At 70.6% G+C, this 22,683-nt stretch carries 23 protein-coding genes; 5 read left to right on the top strand and 18 right to left on the bottom strand.

Annotated features, from left to right (window positions below; all coding sequences use genetic code 11):
* Positions 1–134: 134 nt before the first annotated feature.
* Positions 135–875 carry a carbonic anhydrase gene (locus ASG52_RS24160; RefSeq protein ID WP_056249029.1) on the top strand — a complete coding sequence of 247 codons (741 nt, stop codon included), beginning with the start codon at positions 135–137 and terminating at the stop codon, positions 873–875.
* A gap of 46 nt (positions 876–921) precedes the next feature.
* Here the strand turns inward: ASG52_RS24160 and ASG52_RS24155 are convergent, their stop codons facing one another.
* The 3 genes from ASG52_RS24155 to ASG52_RS24145 all read right to left on the bottom strand — a co-directional run bounded on the left by ASG52_RS24155 (position 922) and on the right by ASG52_RS24145 (position 4,324).
* Positions 922–2,595: a formate--tetrahydrofolate ligase gene (locus ASG52_RS24155; protein ID WP_056249027.1), complete on the bottom strand. Its 1,674-nt coding sequence runs from the start codon at positions 2,593–2,595 to the stop codon at positions 922–924.
* Between the two features lie 179 nt (positions 2,596–2,774).
* Positions 2,775–4,097: an omega-aminotransferase AptA gene (aptA, locus tag ASG52_RS24150; RefSeq protein ID WP_502691110.1), complete on the bottom strand. Its 1,323-nt coding sequence runs from the start codon at positions 4,095–4,097 to the stop codon at positions 2,775–2,777.
* 5 nt (positions 4,098–4,102) lie between these two features.
* Positions 4,103–4,324, bottom strand: a complete 222-nt coding sequence (locus ASG52_RS24145; protein WP_056249025.1) for a heavy-metal-associated domain-containing protein — start codon at positions 4,322–4,324, stop codon at positions 4,103–4,105.
* 227 nt (positions 4,325–4,551) lie between these two features.
* Between ASG52_RS24145 and ASG52_RS24140 the strand changes: the two genes are divergently transcribed.
* Positions 4,552–6,012, top strand: a complete 1,461-nt coding sequence (locus ASG52_RS24140) for an EAL domain-containing protein (protein ID WP_056249022.1) — start codon at positions 4,552–4,554, stop codon at positions 6,010–6,012.
* Here ASG52_RS24140 and ASG52_RS24135 read toward each other — a convergent pair.
* The 3 genes from ASG52_RS24135 to ASG52_RS24125 form a co-directional block, all read right to left on the bottom strand.
* Positions 6,009–6,248, bottom strand: coding sequence for a hypothetical protein (locus ASG52_RS24135; RefSeq protein WP_056249019.1), 240 nt, complete (start codon positions 6,246–6,248; stop codon positions 6,009–6,011). The two genes, ASG52_RS24140 and ASG52_RS24135, sit on opposite strands and share 4 nt — an antisense overlap.
* A gap of 535 nt (positions 6,249–6,783) precedes the next feature.
* Positions 6,784–8,475, bottom strand: a complete 1,692-nt coding sequence (locus ASG52_RS24130) for an acyl-CoA dehydrogenase family protein (RefSeq protein WP_056249016.1) — start codon at positions 8,473–8,475, stop codon at positions 6,784–6,786.
* A 123-nt stretch (positions 8,476–8,598) separates the two neighbouring features.
* Positions 8,599–9,474: a DMT family transporter gene (locus ASG52_RS24125; protein WP_056249903.1), complete on the bottom strand. Its 876-nt coding sequence runs from the start codon at positions 9,472–9,474 to the stop codon at positions 8,599–8,601.
* 140 nt (positions 9,475–9,614) lie between these two features.
* Between ASG52_RS24125 and ASG52_RS24120 the strand changes: the two genes are divergently transcribed.
* A complete protein-coding gene (locus ASG52_RS24120; protein WP_056249013.1) occupies positions 9,615–10,502 on the top strand; it encodes a YihY/virulence factor BrkB family protein in 888 nt (295 codons plus the stop codon).
* On the opposite strand, the gene ASG52_RS24115 is transcribed toward ASG52_RS24120, so the two are convergent.
* The 7 genes from ASG52_RS24115 to ASG52_RS24085 form a co-directional block, all read right to left on the bottom strand.
* Positions 10,429–11,457, bottom strand: a complete 1,029-nt coding sequence (locus tag ASG52_RS24115; RefSeq protein WP_056249011.1) for an alginate O-acetyltransferase AlgX-related protein — start codon at positions 11,455–11,457, stop codon at positions 10,429–10,431. The genes ASG52_RS24120 and ASG52_RS24115 overlap by 74 nt on opposite strands.
* A gap of 32 nt (positions 11,458–11,489) precedes the next feature.
* Positions 11,490–12,458: a phosphatase PAP2 family protein gene (locus ASG52_RS24110; RefSeq protein ID WP_082552720.1), complete on the bottom strand. Its 969-nt coding sequence runs from the start codon at positions 12,456–12,458 to the stop codon at positions 11,490–11,492.
* Positions 12,459–12,736: 278 nt separating this feature from the next.
* Positions 12,737–13,969, bottom strand: a complete 1,233-nt coding sequence (locus ASG52_RS24105) for a hypothetical protein (protein ID WP_056249009.1) — start codon at positions 13,967–13,969, stop codon at positions 12,737–12,739.
* 206 nt (positions 13,970–14,175) lie between these two features.
* Positions 14,176–14,706: a DUF2937 family protein gene (locus ASG52_RS24100; protein ID WP_056249007.1), complete on the bottom strand. Its 531-nt coding sequence runs from the start codon at positions 14,704–14,706 to the stop codon at positions 14,176–14,178.
* Between the two features lie 313 nt (positions 14,707–15,019).
* Entirely contained in the window at positions 15,020–15,286 is a 267-nt protein-coding gene (locus ASG52_RS24095; protein ID WP_056249005.1) for a hypothetical protein, read from the bottom strand.
* A 6-nt stretch (positions 15,287–15,292) separates the two neighbouring features.
* Positions 15,293–16,294 carry a WD40 repeat domain-containing protein gene (locus ASG52_RS24090; RefSeq protein ID WP_056249002.1) on the bottom strand — a complete coding sequence of 334 codons (1,002 nt, stop codon included), beginning with the start codon at positions 16,292–16,294 and terminating at the stop codon, positions 15,293–15,295.
* 27 nt (positions 16,295–16,321) lie between these two features.
* Positions 16,322–16,990: a YoaK family protein gene (locus tag ASG52_RS24085; RefSeq protein ID WP_056248998.1), complete on the bottom strand. Its 669-nt coding sequence runs from the start codon at positions 16,988–16,990 to the stop codon at positions 16,322–16,324.
* 165 nt (positions 16,991–17,155) lie between these two features.
* Here ASG52_RS24085 and ASG52_RS24080 point away from each other — a divergent pair, with 165 nt between their 5' ends.
* On the top strand, positions 17,156–17,575 hold the full coding sequence (locus tag ASG52_RS24080; protein WP_056248995.1) for a response regulator: 420 nt from the start codon (positions 17,156–17,158) through the stop codon (positions 17,573–17,575).
* A 35-nt stretch (positions 17,576–17,610) separates the two neighbouring features.
* Positions 17,611–17,979 (top strand): hypothetical protein, encoded by a 369-nt coding sequence (locus tag ASG52_RS24075; protein ID WP_056249902.1) that lies wholly within the window; start codon positions 17,611–17,613, stop codon positions 17,977–17,979.
* Between the two features lie 9 nt (positions 17,980–17,988).
* On the opposite strand, the gene bioD is transcribed toward ASG52_RS24075, so the two are convergent.
* The 5 genes from bioD to ASG52_RS24050 all read right to left on the bottom strand — a co-directional run bounded on the left by bioD (position 17,989) and on the right by ASG52_RS24050 (position 22,616).
* Positions 17,989–18,660 (bottom strand): dethiobiotin synthase, encoded by a 672-nt coding sequence (gene bioD, locus ASG52_RS24070; protein WP_056248992.1) that lies wholly within the window; start codon positions 18,658–18,660, stop codon positions 17,989–17,991.
* Positions 18,661–18,866: 206 nt separating this feature from the next.
* Positions 18,867–19,640 carry a ferredoxin--NADP reductase gene (locus ASG52_RS24065; RefSeq protein WP_056248989.1) on the bottom strand — a complete coding sequence of 258 codons (774 nt, stop codon included), beginning with the start codon at positions 19,638–19,640 and terminating at the stop codon, positions 18,867–18,869.
* 178 nt (positions 19,641–19,818) lie between these two features.
* On the bottom strand, positions 19,819–20,235 hold the full coding sequence (locus ASG52_RS24060; RefSeq protein WP_056248987.1) for a DUF4431 domain-containing protein: 417 nt from the start codon (positions 20,233–20,235) through the stop codon (positions 19,819–19,821).
* 17 nt (positions 20,236–20,252) lie between these two features.
* Positions 20,253–21,185, bottom strand: a complete 933-nt coding sequence (locus tag ASG52_RS24055; RefSeq protein ID WP_056248985.1) for a ring-cleaving dioxygenase — start codon at positions 21,183–21,185, stop codon at positions 20,253–20,255.
* Positions 21,186–21,332: 147 nt separating this feature from the next.
* A complete protein-coding gene (locus ASG52_RS24050; protein WP_056248982.1) occupies positions 21,333–22,616 on the bottom strand; it encodes a M16 family metallopeptidase in 1,284 nt (427 codons plus the stop codon).
* Between the last annotated feature and the right edge of the window lie 67 nt (positions 22,617–22,683).

The raw sequence follows: 22,683 nt of genomic DNA, 5'->3' as shown, positions 1-22,683 counted from the left end.
AATCGAACCGTCCTGTCAGGCATCGACCGTCCGGCCACGAAATGGTGAGTTAAAGAAGGGTCACCGCCGTCTAGTATTCGTCGCCCGACCACCGGGCGGCAGAGCGCCTTTTGGCATCAGAAAGGGTCAGCCCCATGCACGTGAATTGCGATTGCTATGTCGATTCGGGCGTCACGCAATTCGGCCGCCGACGGCTGCTCTTCGGGGCGGCGGGCGTCTTCGCCGCGACCGCTCTGCCGACCGGTGTCGTGCGGGCCGCCTCACCCAAGGCCAAGACCGCCCTGTCGCCCGCCGACGCGCTCAAGCTGATGAAGGAAGGCAACGAGAATTTCCGGAACGAAGGTCCAACCCTGTCGGCGAACGGGCGCGAACGCCGCCTCGAACTCGCCCGCGGTCAGGCGCCGTTCTGCGTCCTGGTCGGCTGCTCCGACAGCCGCGTGTCGCCGGAAATCCTGTTCGGGCGCGGTCTCGGTGAGCTGTTCATCGTCCGCAACGCGGGCAACACCGTCGATACGGCGGCCCTCGGCAGCATCGAATACGGCGTCGGCGTCCTGGGCGTCCCGCTCGTTGTCGTGCTCGGCCATCAGTCCTGCGGCGCCGTCGCGGCGGCCGTCGACGTGGTGGAGAAGAACGCGACCTTCCCCGGCGTGATCGGCGAGATGGTCCAACCCATCGTCCCAGCGGTCCTCGAAGCCCGGAGCCAGGGCGGCGACCTCCTCGAATCGTCCGTGCGCAACAACGCGCGCCGCGTCGCGAAGCGGCTGACGACCCAGAGCGTGGTGATCACCAACGCCCTGAACGGCGGCAAGGTGAAGGTCGTGGGCGCGCGCTACAGCCTCTCCGACGGCCAGATCGAGTGGATGGAAGACATCTGACCCAGCGTATGGGTGCCGGCCCGAGGGATCGGGCCGGCGCTTCTTTCTAGAACAGCCCGTCGATCTGCCCGTTGGCATCGAGCCGGATGGTGTCCGCCGCCGGGACCTTGGGCAGGCCCGGCATGGTCATGATCTCACCGCAGATCACCACGACGAAGCCGGCGCCCGCCGAGAGGCGCACGTCGCGCACCGCGACGAGGTGGCCCGAGGGGGCGCCCATCAGGGTCGGGTCGGTCGAGAACGAGTACTGCGTCTTGGCCATGCAGATCGGCAGACCGCCGTAGCCGTCCTTCTCGAAGCCTGCGAGCTTGGTCGCGGCCTTCGATTCGACCTGGATGTCGGCGGCGCCGTAGAGCTTGGTCGCGATCGCCTTGATCTTGTCGGTGAGCTTGGTGTCGGTCTCGTAGGCGAAGGTGAGCGGCTTTTGCTCGCCCTCGGCCAGCTTCACCACGGCCTGCGCCAGTTGCTCGGCACCCGCTCCGCCGTCGGCCCAGTGCTTGCAGGTGATGGCCTCGACCTGGAGCTTGTCGCGGCACAGCGCCTTGAGCTTGTCGTGCTCGGCGTCGGTGTCTTGGAAGAAGTGGTTGACGCCGACCACCACCGGCAGGCCGAAGCTGCGCACGTTCTTCACGTGACGTTCGAGATTCGCAAAACCCTTCTCCAGGGCGTCGAGATTCTCGCCGGCCAGATCCTTCTTGTTGACGCCGCCATGCATCTTGAGGGCGCGGATGGTGGCCACGATCACCACGGCGGAGGGCTGCAAGCCGGTCTGGCGGCACTTGATGTCGAGGAACTTTTCCGCGCCGAGGTCGGCGCCGAAGCCCGCTTCCGTGACGACGTAGTCGGCGAGCCGCAGGCCGGTCTGGGTGGCGATCACCGAGTTGCAGCCATGGGCGATGTTGGCGAACGGGCCGCCATGGATCAGGGCCGGGTTGCCCTCCAGCGTCTGCACGAGGTTCGGCTGAAGCGCGTCCTTCAGCAGGACCGTCATGGCGCCGGTGGCCTTCACCTGGGCCAGCGTCACGGGCTTGCGGTCGCGGGTCTCGGCGATGACGATGCGGCCGAGGCGCTCTTCGAGGTCGGCGAGGTCCTTGGCGAGGCAGAACACCGCCATGACCTCGGAGGCGACGGTGATGTCGAAGCCGTCCTCGCGCGGGAAACCGTTGGCGACGCCGCCGAGCGACTGGTTGATGGCGCGAAGCGCCCGGTCGTTCATGTCGACCACGCGGCGCCAGTGGATGCGGCGCACGTCGATGTTGAGTTCGTTGGCCCAATAGATGTGGTTGTCGATCAGCGCGGCGGCGAGCGAGTGGGCCGAGGTGATGGCGTGGAAGTCGCCGGTGAAGTGCAGGTTGATCTGCTCCATCGGCACGACCTGGGCCTTGCCGCCGCCGGCCGCACCGCCCTTCATGCCGAAGCAGGGGCCGAGCGAGGGCTCGCGCAGGCAGGCGACGGTGCGCTGGCCGATGCGGTTGAGGCCGTCGGAGAGGCCGACCGTCGTCGTGGTCTTGCCCTCGCCCGCGGGCGTCGGCGAGATCGCAGTGACGAGCACCAGCTTACCCTGCGGCTTGCCGTCGAGCGACTGGATGAAGCCGTGATCGATCTTGGCAATGTGCTTGCCGTAATTGTGCAGCGCCTCGTCCGGGATGCCGATCTTGGCGGCGACCTCGGCGATGGGCTTGAGGGTCGCCGCGCGGGCGATCTCGATATCTGAGGGCATTTCCTTCACCGTCGTTTCTTGTGGCGTGAGCTTGAGCCCACGCGAAGCGCGGCCCGAAGCGGGCGAACCCTACGGCCACGATAGAGCGTTCGGCGCAGTTTGGGCGAAGCCGAGGGCAAAAGCCTCTCGGAATTTTTTGAGAAACCCCAGCAACTTTCTTCAGAGGACCGGGACTGGGGTCACGCAGCCGCCCGGATCGCGTTCCCAAGCCGCTCGACCAGCCCGGCGATGTCGTCCGCGCCGACGATGAGCGGCGGCGACAGGGCGAGCGTATCGCCGGAGATTCGCACCACGAGATCGTAGTCGTGAAAGGCGCGCTCCATCACGGAAAAGCCCCGCGCGCCCGGCCCGTCGGGATGGGGCGCGAGGTCGATGCCGGCCGCCAACCCGCAGGTGCGGATGTCGAGGACGTTCGGCGCCTCGCGTAGGCTCATGACGGCCTCGGCGAAGGCCGACTCCACCGCGCGCGCCCGCTCGAACAGGCCCTCGTCGCGGTAGAGATCGAGCGCCGCGAGCCCGGCGGCGCAGGCGAGCGGATGCCCGGAATAGGTGTAGCCGTGAAACAGCTCGATGGCGCGCTCCGGCCCCTGCATCAGCGCCGCGTGGATGTGCTCCGCCACGATCACGCCGCCGAGGGGCACCGCGCCGGAGGTGACGCCCTTGGCGAAGCAGATCATGTCCGGCGTGACGCCGTAGCGCTCGGCGGCAAACGCAGTGCCGAGGCGGCCGAAGCCGGTGATGACCTCGTCGAAGATCAGCAGCAGGCCGTGGCGGTCGCAAATCTCGCGCAGGCGCTTCAGGTAGCCCTTCGGCGGCGGCAGCACACCGGTCGAGCCCGCCATCGGCTCGACGATGACGGCCGCGATGGTCGAGGCGTCGTGCAGCGCCACGATCCGCTCCAGATCGTCGGCGAGATGGGCACCCCATTCGGGCTCGCCCTGAGTGAAGGCCTGATGCGCCCGGTCGTAGGTGTGCGGCAGATGATCGATGCCGGATAGACCGTGGCCGAAGACCTTTCGGTTGTTCGGCAGGCCGCCGACCGAGATGCCGCCGAAGCCGACGCCGTGATAGCCGCGTTCGCGCCCGATCAGCCGCGTGCGCCCGGCCTCTCCGCGGGCGTGGCGATAGGCCAGCGCGATCTTGAGGGCGGTATCGACCGCCTCGGAGCCCGAATTGCAGAAGAATACGTGGTCGAGCCCGGCGGGCGCGAGCGCCGCGATCCGGGCGGCCAGCGCGAACGCGCCGTCATGGCCGAACTGGAACGGCGGCGCGTAGTCGAGCCGGCCCGCTTGCTCGCGGATCGCCGCGACGATGGGCGCCCGGTTGTGGCCGGCATTGCAGCACCACAGGCCCGCGATCCCGTCGAGGATTCTTTTGCCGCTGGCGTCGCGATAATAGAGGCCGTCGGCCTCGGCGATCAGCCTTGGCGCCCGCTTGAACGCGCGGTTGGCCGTGAACGGCATCCACCACGCGTCGAGATCGTTGCGCAGGCCTCCCTCCACGGCTTTCAGCCCGTCATCGCCGTGGCGGTGTAGCCGGCTTTCGTCAGCGCCTGCGCCACGTCGAGGCTCTGCGCGCGGGTCGTCGTGGTGACGCGACCATGCTCCAGGTCCACCGCCACCTGCGCTTGCGCGTCGAGCCGCTGGATCGTGCGCCGCACCGCGTTGGCGCATCCCTCGCAGGTCATGCCCTCGACCCGCATCGTCAGTTCGATCGGCGTGTCGTCCATCGGCGGTCTCCTTATCCCGTTCATGTCGGGCCGAGCCTGACGGAAGGCAAGCGTGGAACGCTCCTTCCGAGCTTTGCACAGGGACAATCGGGACCGTCGCCTTGCGGCGGGGGGCCGGCTCGGCGACAGTGGCTTTACGTAGTCCATGCGGGACAACCGGATCGGTTGTCTCGTGCCGGGGAGGCCCTCGGCCCGCTGCCGCCCGAGAAGAAGCGCGTCGACCGACGGTGAAGACACCGACAGCCCCGACGATCGGCCCGCGCCGCACCCCCTGGATCCTCGGCCTCATCGTCGTCCTGATCCTCGTGCCGCTGGCCCTCTACGCCCCGCTCGCCGCGGCGGCAGGCGTCTCCGGCCTCGCGGTCGTGAGCGGCCTTTTCCTGCGCCGCCGTCTCGTCGCGATGGCGACCGCCCAGGAGGTCGTCTCCCGCGAGATCGGCGTGCTGTCGCAGCGCCTCGTCAAGCTGGAGGCGGTCGCCGCCGCCCTGGTCCAGACCCGGCATCAGGCGCCCGCCGCCGTGCCGCAGCCCGCACCGGGCGCCGCCCCGGAAACGGTCGCGGCCCTGGAGACGCGGCTGTCCTCCGGCATCGAGGAGGTGACGGCGGAGATCGGGCTGCTGAGCGGCATCGTGCGCGAACTCGCCGCCGTGGTGGCGAACCAGGACGGCGACATCGCCCGGATCAGGGCTGCGCAGGAGCGCGCGGCCGCCCGCCCGGCCCCCGCTGCCCCTGCCCCTGCGGCGAGCCCGCCGTCGGAGACCGCCGCGCCGGAGCCCGCCACCCGTCTCGTGCCGCGCACGACCCTGCCGCCGCCCACGCGGATCGAGCCGCCGCCCCGCGACGCCGCCGCCGAAGCCGCTTGGGTCGAGGCCTTCGACGGCGAGGGATTGGAAGTCTTCCTTCAGCCAATCGTGACCCTACCACAGCGCAAAGTGACGGCCTACGAGGCGCTGCCGCGACTGAAGGTCGGCGCGGACATCCTCGATCCGGAGCTGTTTCTGCCGGTGCTGGAGCGGCACGGGCGCACCACCGCGCTCGACCGGCGCATGCTCCAGCGCGTCGCCACCATCGCCCGCCATCTCCAGGGGCGCGGCAGCCCGGCGGCGGTGGGCTACGGGCTGACGCCGCACTCGCTGTTCGAGCCGGGTTTTCTGCGCTCGCTCGGGCGGCTCGTCGCGGACGGGCCGGACCTCGCCGGGCGGGTCGTGCTCGCCCTGCCGCAGACGAGCTGGCGCAACCTCGACGCCGAGCAGGCCTCCCTGCTCGCCGGGCTGAAAGGCCGGATCGGCTTCGTCATGGACCGGCCGAGTGACCTGCGCTTCGATGCCGTCGGCTTGGCCGAACGCGGCATCTCCCAGGTGAAGGTGCCGGCCGGCCTGATCCTGCGCCCGCTGCCGCGCGACGCGATGCCGGAGATCGCGCTCGAAGACCTCGTCGCCTCGCTGTCGCGGGCCGGCATCCGGCTGGTGGCGACGGGGGTCGAGAGCGAGAGCGAGGTGCCGGACCTGATCGACCTCGACGTGCCGCTGGCGCAGGGGACGGTCTTCGCCGCGCCCCGCGCCGTGCGCGCCGAGGTGCTGACCGAGACGAGCACCACGGCTCCGACGCCGCCGCCCGCCCCCGATCCCCCGCCGAGCCCGCCGCCGCAGCGCCGCCCGTTCCGGGATTTTCTGAGGCGGGCGAGTTAGCCGACAGCCGCCTCGCGCTCGAGTTGGCGGCGCAGGCGGGTCGCACCGTAGACCTCGGCCAGCCGCTGGCGGGCAGCGTGGACGGGTGCGGCCTCCCGCTCGACGCGGGCGGCGGCGATCACCAGAAGCGTGGTCGCGATGGAGTGTTCGAGCCGCCCCTGCGCATGCGCGCGGTCGAGGACGTCACCCGCGATGGTGGCGGACACCCGGTCCGTCCGCCGATCGATGCTCGCCATGGTCAGCCCCTTCGGATTCGCTTTTTTCGAACCCACGGCCCGTTGTCCGGGACGACCTAGACAGTTTTTCGCACAACGGGTGTCGCGATCAAGGCAGCTTGGCCGTATCGCGCCGGGATGTGTGGGGCGGCCGTGCCGTTTGGTTGCGGGAGGATTGCTGCGATGAGCGGCAATGCTCCGACTGATCGGATCGACGGCGCATCGACACGCTTCAACTGATCGCTGCAAAGGCCGCCGCTCCCCCCTCTCCCCGCACGCGGGGAGAGGCCTTCATGGACCTCGTTGTCCATGAAGGAAGCGGAGGCGAAGCCGAAGCGGCGGTGAGGGGGAGTTTCCGAAGGAAGCACTTCCGTCGAAGCCCCCTCACCTTCGGCTGCCGCCTCGCCGCGCCGACGACGAGGTCGCCGCGGCCCTCTCCCCGCACGGCGGGGCGAGGGGATGCGCGGCTCGCCGAGTGCCAAACGAGCCGCCGAAACGAAAAAAAGCCCCGCCCCGGAGCACCGGGCGGGGCCTTCGTCACTGTCGTGCGAAAAACTTACTGCTCCAGCAGGCGGCGGGCGATGACCTGGGCCTGGATCTCGGCCGCGCCCTCGAAGATCGAGAGGATGCGGGCGTCGCAGAGCACGCGGCTGATCTGGTACTCCAGCGCGAAGCCGTTACCGCCGTGGATCTGCAGGGCGTTGTCGGCGGCCGCCCAGGCGACGCGGGCGCCCAAGAGCTTCGCCATGCCGGCCTCAAGGTCGCAGCGCTTGCCCTCGTCCTTCTCGCGGGCCGAGAAGTAGGTGAGCTGGCGGGCGATGTTGATCTCGACCGCCATCATGGCGAGCTTGTCGGCCACGCGGGGGAACTCGACCAGCGCCTTGCCGAACTGCACCCGCTCCTCGGCGTAGCGCAGGCCGATGTCGAGGGCCGACTGGGCGACGCCGATGGCGCGGGCCGCGGTCTGGATGCGGGCCGACTCGAAGGTCTGCATCAGCTGGGCGAAGCCCTTGCCCTCGACCTCGCCGAGGAGGTTGGCGCCGGGCACCTCGAAGTTCTCGAAGGAGAGTTCGTACTCCTTCATGCCGCGGTAACCGAGCACCTCGATCTCGCCGCCGGTCAGGCCATCGACGGGGAAGGGCTCCGCGTCGGTGCCGCGCGGCTTCTCGGCGATCAGCATGGAGAGGCCGCGATGGCCCTTCTCCTCGGGCTTGGTGCGCACCAGCACGGTCATGATATCGGCGCGGACGGGATGCGTGATCCAGGTCTTGTTGCCCGAGATCTTCCACACGTCGCCGTCCTTGACGGCCTTGGTGCGAAGGCTCGCGAGGTCGGAACCGGTGTTCGGCTCGGTGAAGACGGCGGTGGGGAGGATGTCGCCGGAGGCGATGCCCGGCAGGAAGCGCTGCTTCTGCTCCTCGGTGCCGCCGCACAGGATCAGCTCGGCGGCGATCTCCGAACGGGTGCCGAGCGAGCCGACGCCGATATAGGCGCGCGACAGCTCCTCCGAGACCACGCACATCGCGGCCTTGGGCATGCCCATGCCGCCGTATTCCTCCGGGATCGTCAGGCCGAAGACGCCGAGTTCGGCCATCTTGGCGACGATCTCCATCGGGATGTAGTCGTTCTTCAGGTGCCACTCGTGGGCCTGATCGACCACCTCGGCCTTGCCGAAGCGGCGCATCTCGGAGCGGATCGCCTCCATGTCCTCGTCGAGGCCGGACGCGCCGATGGTCGCGGCACCCGAGCGGGTCGCCTCGCGAATCCGGGCCACCAACGCAGCGCGGTTCTCCGGCGTGTTGCCTTCGGCCGCGATCGTCTCGATCGCCGCGGTGCGGAAGCCCGCGAGTTCGGAGGCCGAGAAGCCGAGCGAGGTCGTCGGGCGCACCATCTCGCCCTGGCTCATCGGGATACCGAAGAACATCTGGTCGAGGTACTCGCCCATGCCGATCTTCACCAGCAGCGCCTCGGTCTCGCCGAAGCCGCCCTCGCCCTGGAGGCGCCCGGCGTAGTCGGCGAGTTCGCGCACGGCCTCGCCGTAGGTGGTGAGCCAGGCCAGACCGTGGGTGGCGTGCTGCTCGCGCTCCAGCTTGCCCGCGTCGAGCTTGCCGTCCGCGCCGGCGACGCGCGCCTTCACGCGCTTGGTCGCCTCGGCCACCAGCGCCTTGGCGCCCTCGGCGGCCTGCTTGGCGAGGCTGACGAAATCCTGCGGGTCGTTGGCGGGCTGAATGGCGGGGGAAGCGGCCATGTCTCACTCTCGATGCGATGAAAGGGTTAGGCCTATTATAGGCAGGATCGGCGGCGCAGTAGTCGATTTTCTTTGCCGCAGCCTATACCTTTGGATGAAACCGAACTGCATTCTTCATCCAGTTCAACGGCTTCGGCTCGCCACCGCGACGCCCGCGGCGGCCACCGCCATGCCGGCGACCTGCACCGTGGTCAGGGTCTCGCCGAACATCGCGTAGGCGATCCCCGCCGAGACCGGCGGCACGAGGAAGAACAGCGAGGCGACGCCCGCCACCGCCCCGCGCCGGATCAGCGCCATCAGCAGCAGGATGCCGGCGACCGAATTGACGAGCACGGACCATGCCATGCCGAGACCGAGCGGCAGGCTGATTTCGGGCCAGGGTTCGCCTGCGAGGAGCGCCAGGGGTACGGCGAAGGCCGCCCCGCCGACGAACTGGATCGCCGCGTTGGTGACGAGATCGGACTTCGCCGCCATGCGCTTCTGCCACAGCGTGCCTGCCGTCATGGCGAGCATGGCGGCGAGGCAGACCGTGAGCGCCACCGGCGGGATGCCGGCGGGATCGAGGTGGCCGACTTTCGGCGCCAGCACCATCCCGGCCCCGAGGAAGCCGAGGCCGATCCCGGCCCAGCGCCGCGGCCCGACCCGCTCGCCGAGCAGCGGCTCGGACGCGGCGGCGGTGAGCAGCGGCTGCAGGCTGCCGACCAAAGCCGCGATGCCGGCGGGCAGCCCGTGCCGGATCGACCAGAACACACCGGCGACGTAGAGGCCCTGCATCAGCACGCCCGAGACCAGCGCGTCGCGCCAGCCCCGCCCGTCCCGTGGCCAGCGGGCCCGGAGGGCCAGGGCGATCCCGGCGAGCACCAGGGCGACCAGCGACAGGCGCGCGGCCACGAACACCAGCGGCTCCGACAGCGGCGCGACGTATCGCGCGGCGACGAAGCCCGAGGCCCAGATCAGGACGAAGGCGGCCGGGATCAGCCCGGTGAGGAACGGGGGCATGGCGCGGGCCACGCACCATAGGCGGCGGGTGAAGGCAACCGCTCTCCCGTCCCGGCCGTCATGCCGGGCGAACCGGCGATTGACGGGAGGTGCCCGAATGCCCGTATGAAGGCCCGTCTCGCCCCCATCGAAGCCTCCCCTTGAGCCGCACCAAAAGAACCCTCGACGTGGCGAGCCTCGCCGCGCAGCGCTTCGTCGCCCATGACGGGTGGGCGATCGCGAGCCACATCGCGCTGTCGATGCTGACCTCGCTGTTTCCGTTCCTGATCCTGCTCGCGGCGCTCGCCGGCGTGTTCGGCACCAAGTCGTTGGCGGACGAGGCCGGCACGCTGATCTTCGACGCGGTGCCGCGGGAGGTGGCCAAGCCCATCGTCGGCGAGGTCCATCGCATCCTCACCGAGCAGCGCGGCGGCGTGCTGACGCTGGGCGCGGTGCTGGCGCTCTACTTCTCCTCGTCGGGGGTCGAGTCGCTGCGGGTCGGGCTCAACCGGGCCTACGGCTTGCGCGAGATGCGGCCGTGGTGGCTCACCCGGCTCGAATCGATCGGCTACGTCGTCTGCGGCGCCTTCGCCATGCTGGCCTTCGCGCTGCTGGTGGTGCTCGGGCCTCTGATCTGGCGGCAGTTGGTGTTCGTGGCGCCGGGCCTGGAACCGCTCGGGCTCACCGTGGCGATCGGACGGATCGGCATCACCGCGTTCCTGATCGCGCTGGTGCTGGTGATCGCCCACAAGTTCGTCGCCGCCGGGCGCCGCTCGCTCGTCGCGGTGCTGCCCGGCATCGCCGTGACGCTGGTGCTGTGGTTCCTCGCCGGCCTCGGCTTCGGCTTCTATCTCGACCGGTTCTCGAACGCTTACGCCTCGACCTACGGGGGCCTAGCCACCGCGATGGTGTTCCTCGTGTTCCTCTACTGGCTCGCCGCGATGTTCCTGTTCGGCGGCGAGGTGAACGGCACGGTCATCGCGGCGCGGCGCCAGCGGCTCCAGGCGCGGATGCGGGCGCGTCAGGCGGAAGCGGCCTCGCGTCCGTGATCTTCCTTGCGCGCGCCAGTTCGGCCAGGCGCTCGATGCGGAAGCCCTTGGGCGGCAGGTCGATCATGAAGCGCTCGGCGATCTCGCCGAGCACGAAATCCGGGCGCACCCGTTCGAGATAGTGCCAGTCGATGCTGCTGCACCACAGGAAATGGACCTCGGCGAAGGTGTCGGCCAGGAGCGCGGTCAGCGTCGCGACCGGGCTGTAGCTCGTGTGCTGGCAGAACGAGTCGCCGAAGATCACGAGGCGGCGCGGATCGGCTGCGGGATCGTCGTTGCGGAAGACCGCATGCGCGCCGAGATGGGCCTCGATGCCGCGGCCTTCCGCCTCCAGCGCGGTCAGGAGGTCGTTGGCGTGGACGCGCCGCGCGGCCGTCGCGAAGGTGGTGACCGGCGCAGCCTCGAAGCGATGCGGATCGAGCTTGCGCCCGAGGTCGCCGCAGAACGGCACGGTGCCGCCGATGCGCCGGGATTCGAAGTCGCTCCTCGGCGCGACGCCCATGCGGAGAAGAATCGCCCGGTAGGCGATCTCGCTGCCGTGGAGCGTCCAGTGCGAGTCGGTGCGCAGGTAGAGCGGCGGTCCGTCTCGCGCGGCGCGGAAGGCGGCGTCGAGATCGACGAAGGCGCGCGCGCCGCGGGAAGCGGTGAGCCAGCGGGCGAGCCGCCGCACCGGGGCGCGGGCGGGATCGACGGCCAGCGCTGGCGCGAGGTCGCCGTAGACCGTCAGCTTCTCCGGGGCGACGGCGTGGATGTAGGTGGCGCCGAGCCGGTCGCAGGCCCGCACCCGGTCGGCGACGATCCGGCGCCAGCGCCAGAGCAGGCGGCGCGACACGCCGGGCCGACCGTACTGCGCCATCACACGGTTTGTGCCGCCGGTGAGGAAGAGCCAGCCGTCGCGGCCCTCATGCACGTCGGCGGTCGGCCCTTTCTCCGAGCCCGAGAACCCGCTTGTCATGCTCCGGCTGTAGCGGGTCAGGGCGGCCGAGCCTACCAGCGCCGCATCGCCACGAGGACGAAGGCGAGGCCCGCGCCGGCCATCACGTCGGGCAGGTAATGCCCGCCCGCGCCGATGGCGGCGACGATAATGGTCGCGTTGAGGAGGATCGCCAGCGGGCCGATCACCGGCACCGGCTTCAGCGCCCATCCGGTCAGCACCGCGAGGCTCGCGTGGAACGACGGGAAGGTGACGAGGCCGCGGATCTCGAACAGGGACAGGGTGTGGAAGCTGCCGTCGCGGAGCGCCCGGAGCATGTCGAGATGCCAGAGCGCGCCGACGGTCTCCAGCTCACCGGTCGGCCGGGCCTGCGCCGCCGCGTAGGTGCCCGCCGCCGGGACGAAGGCGGAGACGAGGATGCAGGCGGTGAGCGCCAGGGTGAACAGCCTGGCGAAGGCCCAGAGCCGCCCGGTGCGCCCGCATGCGCTCAGCACGATCACGACGAGGCCGATCTGCGGCCCGCTGGAATGATAGGCGAGCGCCAGCGCATGGGCGATGTCCGGATGCGCGGCGAGGAACGCGAGATAGGCCGGGCCGTCGAAGCCCAGAGCTGTTTCGATGCCGGCCAGGGCGTCGTCGGCGAGCGGCAGGGCCGGCATCGCGGCGAGCACGTGCAGGACGGCGAGCGCCGTGGTGACGGCGACGAGGTAGGCGCTCGACAGCGCCATCGCCCGGAGCTTGGGCTCGCGGATCAGGCTGCACAGCAGCGCCGCCGCGAGCAGCAGCGCGAGGGCACCGAGCGCGGCGAAAAAACCCGTCGGCTCGACCCGCAGGCCGGTCCAGGCGATGGCGAGGAGATCGAGCGCACCGACCGCGGCGGCGAACGCCCAATAACGCCGGCCCGGCGCGGCGAGCCCGGCGGTGAGGGGCTGCTCGCGCTTCGCTTGCCCCGCGCGGACACCGCCGACCGCCTGCGCGGGCAGGCACCGGGCGCTCGCTGCGCGTTCCACATCGAGCAGCATCCGGCCCCGGCTCCAAACGATCCTTCGGACTGAAACCCGCGAGCCGCCCGGCGGGGTCCCGCCGAGCTTGGCATTTTCCACGGACGGCGGGGGGAGCGGGTGCCGATCGAGGCCGCTCTATGAGCGCATCCCACTCATCCCGCTCATCCTGAGGTGGCAGCGCGAAGCATCGCCCTCGAAGGAGAGCTCCAACTCGCACACGACTTCTGGAGCCCTCCTTCGAGGCTTGCGCTTCGCTCCAGCACTTCAGGATCAGGGGGATGGATGGGAGGAAACCGTCAGTTCCGCGCCGGCAGGCGCGGGATCAGCCCGACCTTCGGCCGGCTGTGGCGGAACTGGCCGCGCTCGACCGCCACAAAAGTGAGGATCGTCAGCGCGAGCGTCGTCAGCCACCACACCACCGTGAGGCCGACGCCGACGCAGCCGACCGCGAAGGCGGTGGCGAAGGCCGCCATGGCGCAGGGTACGAGCGCCGTGGCGTCGCGGCCGGCCCGCTGGATCGCCCGGTGCAGCGCGAAGGCGGCGGCGAAGGCGCCGACGATGCCGAGTTCGTACCAGAACTCGAACAGCATCGTGGTCGGCGCGTTGGCCGGCACGATGCCGAAAATGCGCCCGCGCGCCGCCGTCTCCAGGCCGTGGCCGGTGATGAGCCGCACCGGCTCCGATGCGACGAGCTTCTGCCACGCCTTGAGCGCCAGCACGCCCGGCGCCACGGGTCCGAACAGCGCAGCCCCCACCGGCCGGGCCAGGAAGGGCAGCAGCGGCGCGACGGCGAGCAGGCCCGCGGCGCCGAGCGCGGTCACCTTCACCCCGAGCGACAGGCGCCAGTTCGTCAGGGCGAAGGCGAGCGCGCCGACGGCCAGCGCGAACAGCGGCGTCGAGCCCGGCGCCGTCAGCAGCGCGCCCGCGGCCAGCACCGCCACCACCAGGGATTCGGTGTCGCGTCGCCGCGAGCGCAGCCACGCGACGGCCGGCCACGCGAGGAGCGCCAGCACCACGCCACCGCGCTCCAGCGCGCTATCGCCGTCCGGGTTGCCCTGGAGCATCGCGGCGCCGCCGAGGCCGACGAGAATCGCGACGATGGAGGCCGCGCCGACGCCGAGCGGCAGCAGGTAGAGGTTGGCCGAGCGCATCCGGTCGGGAAGCGAGAGATAAGCCAGCAGCGTCATCACCACGGTGGCGAGGAGGTTGCCGAAGCGCTCGCTTGCCTGACCCGGAAACGGCGTCCAGACGAGGCTGAGACCGCACCAGAACACCACCAGCAGCCCGGCCAGGAACGAGGGCGCCGTGAGGAGGCGGCGCAGGGCCGGCTGGACCGCGCGCTGGCGCCGGTCGATGGCGCTCGCGGTGATGAGCAGCACGACCGCGATGGGGGCGAGCACCACGGCGGCGCGGCGCGACACCTGGGCGGCCACCGGCAGGGCCACGAACAGGCCGAAGAAGCCCATGCGGCGCAGCAACGCCGCCGCGTCGAGGGCGGGGTCCACGGTCGTGTTGGCTGAGCGCGGCATGGGAAGGGGTCCGGCGACGGCGCGCGATGCGCCCGCCCTGACCCTACCTAGTGCAGCCACGGTTGGGCGGCTGTAGGCCCGATGCAACACCTTTTTCAGTTGGCCTCGGTCGCCGGCGCCCGCCTCGGTGGCCTCAGGCTTTCGCAAAGGCCGCCGCGCGTAGCGCTCTTCGCGCTGCGAAGCCGCCTGGGCGGCTTCGAGTGAAGTCAAACCGGGGTGGTTTCGACGCGCCGACGCCGCGTGCGGCGAGCCATATGGCGGCCGAAATCGGCGGTGACGCGCCAGCCGGCCCAGGCGGCGAGGAAGCCGAGCAGTCCCGCCACGACGCCGTCGACGGTCGTCGGCACGGCGGGCCGGTAATCGCGATAGGCGGCCCGCGCGATGCCGAGATCGGGCTCCTTGGCGATGACGAACAGGCGGCCGAGCGGGCTTGGCGCCGTGTCGAGAGCCTGCTTCTGTGCCTCCAACGTCTTCAGCCGCTCGATATCGGCCCGCGCCGCCGCGCCGCGGCGCGCCGCGAAGGCGTCGGGGTTCTGGCGCAGCCGCTCCAACGCCTGCTCCCGGCTGTTCCCGGTCGCCTGCGCGTCGGCATCGAGGGTGGCGATAGAGCGGCGCAGCTCGTCCAGCGCCCCGCCGAGGCGCTGGGCATATTGCTGCGCGAATTCCGGCCCCTGCGCGGTCAGGGCCGCGACGAGCAGGCCGAAGGCGAGGCCGAGGGTGCGGACGACGCGGAACACGGGCAGTCTCCTCGGTCATAGGGCCGTGCATCCCCTCTCCCCGCTGTGCGGGGAGAGGGCTTTGCCGACCTCGTCGTCGGCAAAGCGAGAAGGAGGGCGAAGGTGAGGGGGCGGTCCAAGAGAAGCCTCTTCCGTAGTGTCTCCCTCACCACCGTTTCGGCTCCGCCTCCGCTTCCTGCATGGACGACGAGGTCCATGCAGGCCTCTCCCCGCGTGCGGCGAGAGGGAAACGCAGCGGCATCCGGTTCGCCTCTTCGACTCCTGACCCTCTGGCAGCTAGGGCGCCTGCAATCGACGGGGAGAGCGCGACCGCTCACCCTCCTACGGAAACCACCGCCGCCGCCACCGCCGCCTCGTCCAGCGCGTCCACCGCGCCCGTCACCTTCGCGGCCCGCGTCGGTCGGCCCGGTGCCAGGATCAGGATCACCGTCTCGAAGCCGGGGCAGGCGGGGTCGGCGCAGACGATTTCGCTCACCGTCATTGCCGTGTCGGGGCCGAAGCCCCCCGCCGCCCGCGCCCAGGCCTCGACCCGGCGGCGGGCGGGTGCGTCGGGAAGCGCGCGGCGTCCGAACAGGGCCATGCCGGATCAGGCCGGCAGCGTCAGGCGGCCGGCTTCGCCGCCGGCCGTGCCGAAGGCGAGGCGGCGGCCGACCGCGTCCCAGGCGAGCGCCGAGATCGCCCCGCCCTTGGTGGCCGGGCGCACCAGCAGCTCGGCGGCGTCGGTGAAGCGCACCAGCAGCACGCAGCCGTCCTCGTAGCCGATGGCGAGCACGGGGGATTTCGGGTGGAACGCCACCTGCGAGACCCGGGCCGGGCGCACGCCGCATTCCCGCGGCGCCTTGCCCGTCGGCCCCTCCTTCGAGTCGAACGGCCAGACGATGGCGGCTTCCGCCCCGCTGGTGGCGAGCCACTTGCCGTCGGACGACCACGACAGCGAGCGCACCTTGGCCGGGTAGCCCGACATCCGCATGTGGCCCTTGTCGGGCTGGAGGCGCCAGCCGTGCAGCGCGTTCTCCTGCATGGTCGAGACGACGAAGCGCCCGTCGAGCGACCACGTCACGTCGAGATGCGAGCCCTTCCACTCGATGAATTCCGGCGGGGTCTCGAGGTTGGGGTACCAGAGGCTGACCCCGTTGTAGTGCGCGACCGCGAGCCGGTAGCCCTTCGGGGCGAAGGCGAGGCCGCGTGCCGTCGAGGGGGCGGCCCACGTCTTCTCGCGGCCCTTGGCGTCGCGGGCGACGACGTTGCGTCCGCTCGCATAGGCGATGGCGCCGTCCGGGTGGAGCGCCAGCGCATCGACCCAGCCCTTGACGCTCGCCAGCTCCGCGGCGGCGCCCTTGGCGTCGGTGGCGACCACGCGCCCGTCGTCGCCGGCGCTGACGAGGCGCTTGCCGTCGCCGATCGCCGACAGGATCGCGCCTTCCGGATGCGCCATCACCGCCTCGGGATCGCCGTCGCGCACGAGCAACACCCGCCCGTCGCCCAGCGCAAGCGTGAGGGCGTCGCCGAGCCAGTGGGCGGCGGTGACGTGGGCGCCGGCTTCGAGTCCCACGACGTGCTCGGCCAGCGTTGGGGCGGAGACGCTCATTCGGATCGACCTTCCTTCATATCGCGATCAACGGACGGAACCGGCGGCAGGCCGGTTCGAGAGGATGACGAGGCTGGCGCCGAGGCAGAGGGTGCCGGCGACAGTGGCCGGAACCGCCAGGGCCGCCACGCCGAGATGCGTATGGGCGAGCGTGCCGGCAACCGCCCCGATCAGCAAAGCGGTCCAGACCGCGGCGTCGCCCACCCAGCCGAGGCGGGGCGCGCGCCCGGCCAGCGCCAGGGCCGCCTTCTGCCCGAACGAGAACAGGGCGCCGGTGATGAAGGTGGTGCCGGCGCGAAAGCCCTGCACGTGGGCGAGCACGGCGTTCTGCCCGCCCATGGCGAGCGCCAGGAACAGCGAGGCGGTGCCGATATGCACGTCCTCGATCGCGACCGTGAGGGCCGCCGTCACCGTGACGGTCTCGTAGGCCAGCACCGCGGGCGTGACCCAGCGGGCGGGGGTCAGCGCGGCGAGCGCCCCGCCGGTCACCGCGCCGGTCAGGAACGCCGCGATCAGCAGCGCGGGCAGCACCGCGTGGAACCCGTCGCCGCGGCCCACCGCGACCGCGAGCTGCGTCGTGTTTCCACTCATGAAGGACGTGTAGAACCCGCCCAGGCGGATGAAGCCCAGCGCGTCGATGAAGCCGGCGAGCATCGTCAGGACCACGCCGAAGCCGAGCAGCCAGGGGCGCGTCACGAAACGAGCCTGACCGTTTCGGCCGTCCCGTCAAGGTTAACCAATCGGTTACCAATTACGCGCAAATCGAAGCAATCACGGTGAACGCGGCCCTCCACGGCCCCGTTGGTCCGGCGATCCGCAAGCTCGGCCGTTGCCCGAGCCCGGGTGAGTTGGAGTTCTGCCATGATCCCCTTCGCCTGCACCGCCGCCGCCCTTCCCGCCTTTCCGTTCGCGCCGAGCGCCGGCACGATCCTGGTCGTCGAGGACGAGGCCTTCGTCTGCGAGCTCGCCGCCGAGGCCCTGCTCGACGAGGGATACCGCGTGCTGACGGCCGCCGACGCCGACGAGGCCGAGGCGATCCTGTCGCGCGAACAGGTGGACCTGCTCTTCACCGATATCGATCTCGCCCGCAACACGAACGGGATCGCGCTGGCCCACCGCGCCCGCCGCGCCCTGCCGCGCCTGCCGGTGGTCTACACCTCGGGCGGTCGCGACGGCCTGTCGGCGGCGGAAGCCGTCTCCCGTTCGGTGTTCGTGCCCAAGCCCTACCGCACCGCCCAGATCGTGGCCGTGACCCACGATCTGCTGCGCGACCGCGGCTGACCTTTCTCGCCCGCAGCCAACCACGAGCCCCGATGATGCGCCGCCCCCTCGCCTGCGCCCTGCTTCTGCTCGCGCTGACCCCCGCCTTCGCTCCCGCGGCACAAGCCGCCTGTGCCGTCGAGGATGCCGGGCTGGAGCCGGCCATCGCCGAGAAGAAGGAGTTGCAGGAGGCCAAGAACGCCCAGATCGTGCGCGACCTGCGGACGCTGCGCGACGCCGCGATCGTGCTCGAATCCTACGGCTTCCCGAAGGAGTGCAAGGAGCTGGTCGCCATCCTCAAGGAGCTGACCGCCAAGCCCGAGGCCACGATCAAGCGCAGCGGCGATACCGACGAGGAGAAGGCCGAGGAAATCCAAGAGTCCCGCGAGCCGAAGGTGGGGCCGAAGGAGCCGCGGGCGCGCTGAGCCGCCCGCTCACAAGAGGTTTTTCGGGAAGTCGCCTCCGCGGGGGACGATCCCGACTTTCGCGCCACCATGCCGGGCGATAGCCCCCGCGACCGTCTCCGGCGGGGTCGGGGCGCCCTCGCTCTCGCTGACCACCACTCCCAGAAGCGCCACGCCGTGGGCCCGCAGCGTCTCGATCGCGGTCAGCGCGTGGCTGATCGCGCCGAGATAGCTGCCCGAGACGAGCAGCGCGGGGAGATTCAGCGCCTTGAGCCAGTCGAGGCCGGTCGCGGCTTCCGTCACCGGGCTCATCAGCCCGCCGACGCCCTCGATCAGCACCGTCTCATCACCATCCGCTTCCCTCACCCGCGCCCGGCACCAGCCGACGAGGTCGTCGAGCGCGAGGCTGCGCCCCTCGCGCGCGGCGGCGAGATCGGGCGCAAGCGGCGCGGCGAAGCGCCAGGGCGAGCAGGCGGCGACCGCATCGGGCGTGCTCGCGAATCCCTGCGCCGCGAGCAACCGGCCGGTGTCGCTCTCGGGGAACGTCGGATCGTCGAGCGGGGGCACGCCGCTCGCCAGCGGCTTCAGGGCGCGGACGCCCCGCCCCTCCGCGCGCAAGTGCCGGACGAGGGCGGCGGTGACGTAGGTCTTTCCGATCTCGGTGCCGGCGCCGGCGATGAACAGGGCGGGCGGAAGCGGCATGGCGGCTCAGGCGGACACGGAAACGATCATCCCACCCACGACCTCATCCTGAGGTGCCGCGTGAGCGGCCTCGAAGGAGGGCTCCAGCGGAGCGCGCGATCCCTGGAGCCCTCCTTCGAGGCCTCCGCTTCGCTCCGGCACCTCAGGATGAGGGGGATGGGGTTGGATCGACGGAAGGGGCGGCGGGCCGCCCCACTCCCAAAGAATCACTTCTCGACGAAGGCCTTCTCGATGACGTAGTGGGCCGCCTCGCCGTGGTTGCCTTCCTCGTAGCCGAGCCCGGTCAGCATCTCGCGGGTGTCCTTGATCATCTCCGGCGAGCCGCAGAGCATGAAACGGTCGGCGTCGATCGCCATGGCGGGGAGGCCGATATCCTCGAACAGCTTGCCCGAGGTCATCAGGTCGGTGATCCGGCCGCGGTTGCGGAACGGCTCGCGGGTGACGGTCGGATAGTAGATCAGCTGGTTCGAGATCATCTCGCCCAGGAATTCATGCTTGGGCAGGGTCTGCGTGATGGTCTCGCCATAGGCCAGTTCCTGCACTTGGCGGCAGCCATGGACCAGCACGACCTTCTCGAAGCGGTCGTAGGTCTCCGGGTCCTTGATGATCGACAGGAACGGCGCGAGACCCGTGCCGGTGCCGAGCAGGTAGAGGTGGCGGCCGGGCAGGAGGTTGTCGAGCACCAGCGTGCCGGTCGGCTTCTTGCCGATCATGATCGGGTCGCCGACCTTGAGATGCTGGAGCTTGCTGGTCAGCGGGCCGTTCGGCACCTTGATCGAGAAGAACTCCAGCTCCTCCTCGTAATTGGCCGACACCACCGAGTAGGCGCGCAGGAGCGGCCGCCCCTCGACCTCGATGCCGATCATCGTGAACTCGCCGTTGCGGAAGCGGAATGCCGGATCGCGCGTGGTGCGGAAGGAAAACAGGGTGTCGGTCCAGTGATGGACGGAGAGGACGCGCTCCTCGTTGTACTTGCTCATCGGCCGCGGGCTTCCCGAATCTTCAGCGTTCAACGCGGGGTCATCTCGCAACCGCAGCATCCGCGTCAAGACGCAGGGATGCCACAGACGCGGGATTATGCGTTTGTCTGGAACTGTTCTTGAGACCGATGCATGCCTGCCCCCGGCCGGATGCATCGGCGATGGGCCGATTCCGGCGTCAGGGCCCCGGCTCGACCCGCACGTCGTCCAAGACGATCGGCGTATGGTGGTGGCCGGTATGGGCCGCGAACGCCTCGCCGGTGACGCGGAGCGTCCGACCGATCTTTATCCCGCCGAGATCGCGGAGCGTGGCCGCGAGTTGCACCTGCGTGATGCGGGCAATGGCCGGGCTCATGCCGTCGCGATCCGCTTTGTCCTGCGCCATGCAGACGGGCTCGGCGAGGGCGAGGACCAGAACCTTTTCCGGGCGGTCGCCGCGGGCGACGCTCTTGTAGTTGGGCGGTCCCGGATAGGTCCGATGGATCAAACGCCCGGTGAGGCCGATCCGGTTCGTGTAAGACAGGCAGGCCTCCGCCGCGCTCACGGCGATGGTCGATCCCGCGAGGAGGAGCGCCGCTGCCGTCACGCTCCGCATGGCTCCGCCTCTCCGGCTCACAACGGCTTCAGCCCCGCCTCGATCTCGGCCCGGCGCGGTTCGAGGAACGGCGGCAGGGCGAGGCGCTCGCCGAGCGTCGCCATCGGCTCGTCGGTGGCGAAGCCGGGCCCGTCGGTGGCGATCTCGAACAGGATGCCGTTGGGCTCCCGGAAATAGAGGCTGCGGAAGTAGTAGCGATCGACCGGGCCGCTGGAGGGCACACGGCGCTGTTTGAGGCGGTCGGCCCAGGCCGCGTAGTCCGCATCCGGCACCCGGAAGGCGACGTGGTGGACGCCGCCCGCGCCTTGCCGTGCAGGTGCGGAGGTATCCTTCAGGAGATGCACCTCCGCCGCCGGGCCGCCGGGGCCGGTCTCGAACACGCTCACCTCGCCCTCGGGCAATTCGAAGCTGCGGGCACGGGTGAAGCCCATGACCTCGGTGAGCACGGCTTCCGTACGCTCGGGGTTCGCCACCGCGAGGCGGATCGGCCCGAGGCCGCGGATCTGGTGGGCGGCCGGCACCGGGCTGCCCTCCCACGGATAGGCCTCACCCACTCGGCAATCGTCGATCAGGCTGAGACGCTGGCCCTCGCCGTCCTCGAAGTCGAGGGTGAGGCGGCCGTCACGTAGGGTCGCCGGATGGTGGTTCACGCCCTGGCGTCCGAGATGCTCGCGCCACCAGTCGAAGGTCCCCTCCCCCGACACGCGAAAGGCCGTGCGGCTGATGCTGTTGCCGCCGCGGCGCTCCGATGGGGCCGGCCAGTCGAAGAAGGTCAGGTCCGAGCCCGGCGAGGCACGCCCGTCGGCGTAGAACAGGTGATAGGCCGAGACGTCGTCCTGATTGACCGTCTTCTTGACCAGCCGAAGCCCCAGCACGCGAGTGTAGAAGGCGAGGTTGTCGGCCGCGCGCGCCGTGACGGCGGTGACGTGGTGGAGTCCGGTGAGCTGCATCGCAGGGCCTTGAGACGGAAGGAGCCGGGTGTTCTCCAGATAGGCGCTTTGAAGGTGAGCCCAAGACGTCGGCACGGCGCATGAAAAAGGCCGGCTCCGCGTCCCCGCGTGCCGGCCCCTGTCTCTCACGCCCGAAAGCGCGTCGCGTCACATCCCCGTCGGTCGCCCGGCGGCGACCACCAGCATGTTGCCGGCGCCGAGCGTCCGCGCGCCGGCGCGGCGGATGTCGGCTTGGGTGACGTTCGCCACCATGTCGTTGCGGCGGGCGATGTAGTCCATGCCCAGCCCCTCGAAGGCGATCTGCACGAGCTGGCCGGCGATCTTGGTCGAGGTGTCGAAGCCGAGCGCGTAGGAGCCGGTGAGATAGTCCTTCGCCTTCTGCAGTTCCTCGTCGCAGGGGCCGTCGGTGATGAGGCGGGAAATCTCGTCGCCGATCACGTCGAGGGCTTCGGTCACCCGCTCGTTCTTGGTGGCGGTGTAGCCCCAGGTCATGGCGACCGCCCGGTGCGAGGTCAGCGAGGTGCCGACCGTGTAGGCGAGGCCCCGCTTCTCGCGCACCTCCTGGAACAGGCGCGAAGTGAAGGCGCCGCCCCCCAGGATGTGGTTCAGCACGTAGGCCGGGATGAAGTCGGGATCGCGCCACGCGATGCCCGGCAGGCCGAAGCGGATCACCGATTGCGGCACGTCGAGATCGACGACGATGCGGCTGCCGAGTTCGCGGATGCTCGTGGCCGGCACGGGCTTGAGCGGCCCGGCCTCGGGCAGGCCGCCGAAGGCGCGCTGGATCATGGCGGCGATGCCGTCCGCGTCGAAGGCGCCGACGGCGGCGACCTTCAACCCGCCGCGGCCGATGAGCGCCCGGTGCATCGCCACGAGGTCGTCGCGGGTGATGGCCGAGACGGTCTCGATCGTGCCCGAGGACGGGCGGCCGTAGGGATGGTCCGGGAAGGCGGTGCGGAAGTAGCGGCGCGAGGCCAGCACGCCGGGATCGTTCTGCTGGTAGCGCAGGCTGGCGATCATCTGCGCCCGCACCCGCTCGACGGAGGGCGCATCGAAGCGCGGCTCGGCGAGCGCGAGCGCCAGAAGGCGGATCGCCTCGTCGGCATGGGTCAACAGGGTCTTGAGCGAGCCGCCGATGGAATCGGGGCCGGTGTGGAAGCTCAGCTCGATCGCGCGCGCCGCCAGCGCCTCCTGAAAGGCGTTGGAATCGAGGTCGCCCGCGCCCTCGTCGAGCAGGCGGCTGAGCATCTGCGCGGTGCCGGACTTGCCCTCGGGGTCCTGCGCCGCACCGCCTTCGAAGGTGAAGGACAGGGCGATCATCGGCACCACGGGGGAGGCGACGTGCCACGCCTCGATGCCGGGGGCGGCCACGACCGGCAGCGCCTGGGTCGGCGAGGTCGCGGTGCGGGTGCCAGTCTCGGCGAGGTTCATCGGACGGTTCCTGAATATTTCTGAAATCGGCGCCCTGCCTCTCGAGGCGGCGCCGTCAAAGGGCGAG

It is taken from the genome of Methylobacterium sp. Leaf456, from assembly GCF_001425465.1.
Classification (GTDB): domain Bacteria; phylum Pseudomonadota; class Alphaproteobacteria; order Rhizobiales; family Beijerinckiaceae; genus Methylobacterium.
The sequence above is the reverse complement of the archived record's forward strand: the minus strand, read 5'-3'. Positions and strand labels throughout refer to the sequence as shown.

Bases quoted from the DNA above. Each gene is read 5' to 3' on its own strand.
- ASG52_RS24075 (WP_056249902.1), top strand. From the start codon at position 17,611: ATGCGCCGCCCCCTCGCCTGCGCCCTGCTTCTGCTCGCGCTGACCCCC.
- ASG52_RS24090 (WP_056249002.1), bottom strand. From the start codon at position 16,294: ATGAGCGTCTCCGCCCCAACGCTGGCCGAGCACGTCGTGGGACTCGAA.
- ASG52_RS24130 (WP_056249016.1), bottom strand. From the start codon at position 8,475: ATGGCCGCTTCCCCCGCCATTCAGCCCGCCAACGACCCGCAGGATTTC.
- ASG52_RS24095 (WP_056249005.1), bottom strand. From the start codon at position 15,286: ATGGCCCTGTTCGGACGCCGCGCGCTTCCCGACGCACCCGCCCGCCGC.
- ASG52_RS24080 (WP_056248995.1), top strand. From the start codon at position 17,156: ATGATCCCCTTCGCCTGCACCGCCGCCGCCCTTCCCGCCTTTCCGTTC.
- ASG52_RS24135 (WP_056249019.1), bottom strand. From the start codon at position 6,248: ATGGCGAGCATCGATCGGCGGACGGACCGGGTGTCCGCCACCATCGCG.
- ASG52_RS24055 (WP_056248985.1), bottom strand. From the start codon at position 21,185: ATGCAGCTCACCGGACTCCACCACGTCACCGCCGTCACGGCGCGCGCG.
- ASG52_RS24125 (WP_056249903.1), bottom strand. From the start codon at position 9,474: ATGCCCCCGTTCCTCACCGGGCTGATCCCGGCCGCCTTCGTCCTGATC.
- ASG52_RS24065 (WP_056248989.1), bottom strand. From the start codon at position 19,640: ATGAGCAAGTACAACGAGGAGCGCGTCCTCTCCGTCCATCACTGGACC.
- ASG52_RS24145 (WP_056249025.1), bottom strand. From the start codon at position 4,324: ATGGACGACACGCCGATCGAACTGACGATGCGGGTCGAGGGCATGACC.
- ASG52_RS24160 (WP_056249029.1), top strand. From the start codon at position 135: ATGCACGTGAATTGCGATTGCTATGTCGATTCGGGCGTCACGCAATTC.
- ASG52_RS24155 (WP_056249027.1), bottom strand. From the start codon at position 2,595: ATGCCCTCAGATATCGAGATCGCCCGCGCGGCGACCCTCAAGCCCATC.
- ASG52_RS24110 (WP_082552720.1), bottom strand. From the start codon at position 12,458: ATGCTGCTCGATGTGGAACGCGCAGCGAGCGCCCGGTGCCTGCCCGCG.
- ASG52_RS24115 (WP_056249011.1), bottom strand. From the start codon at position 11,457: ATGACAAGCGGGTTCTCGGGCTCGGAGAAAGGGCCGACCGCCGACGTG.
- ASG52_RS24050 (WP_056248982.1), bottom strand. From the start codon at position 22,616: ATGAACCTCGCCGAGACTGGCACCCGCACCGCGACCTCGCCGACCCAG.
- ASG52_RS24060 (WP_056248987.1), bottom strand. From the start codon at position 20,235: ATGCGGAGCGTGACGGCAGCGGCGCTCCTCCTCGCGGGATCGACCATC.
- bioD (WP_056248992.1), bottom strand. From the start codon at position 18,660: ATGCCGCTTCCGCCCGCCCTGTTCATCGCCGGCGCCGGCACCGAGATC.
- ASG52_RS24105 (WP_056249009.1), bottom strand. From the start codon at position 13,969: ATGCCGCGCTCAGCCAACACGACCGTGGACCCCGCCCTCGACGCGGCG.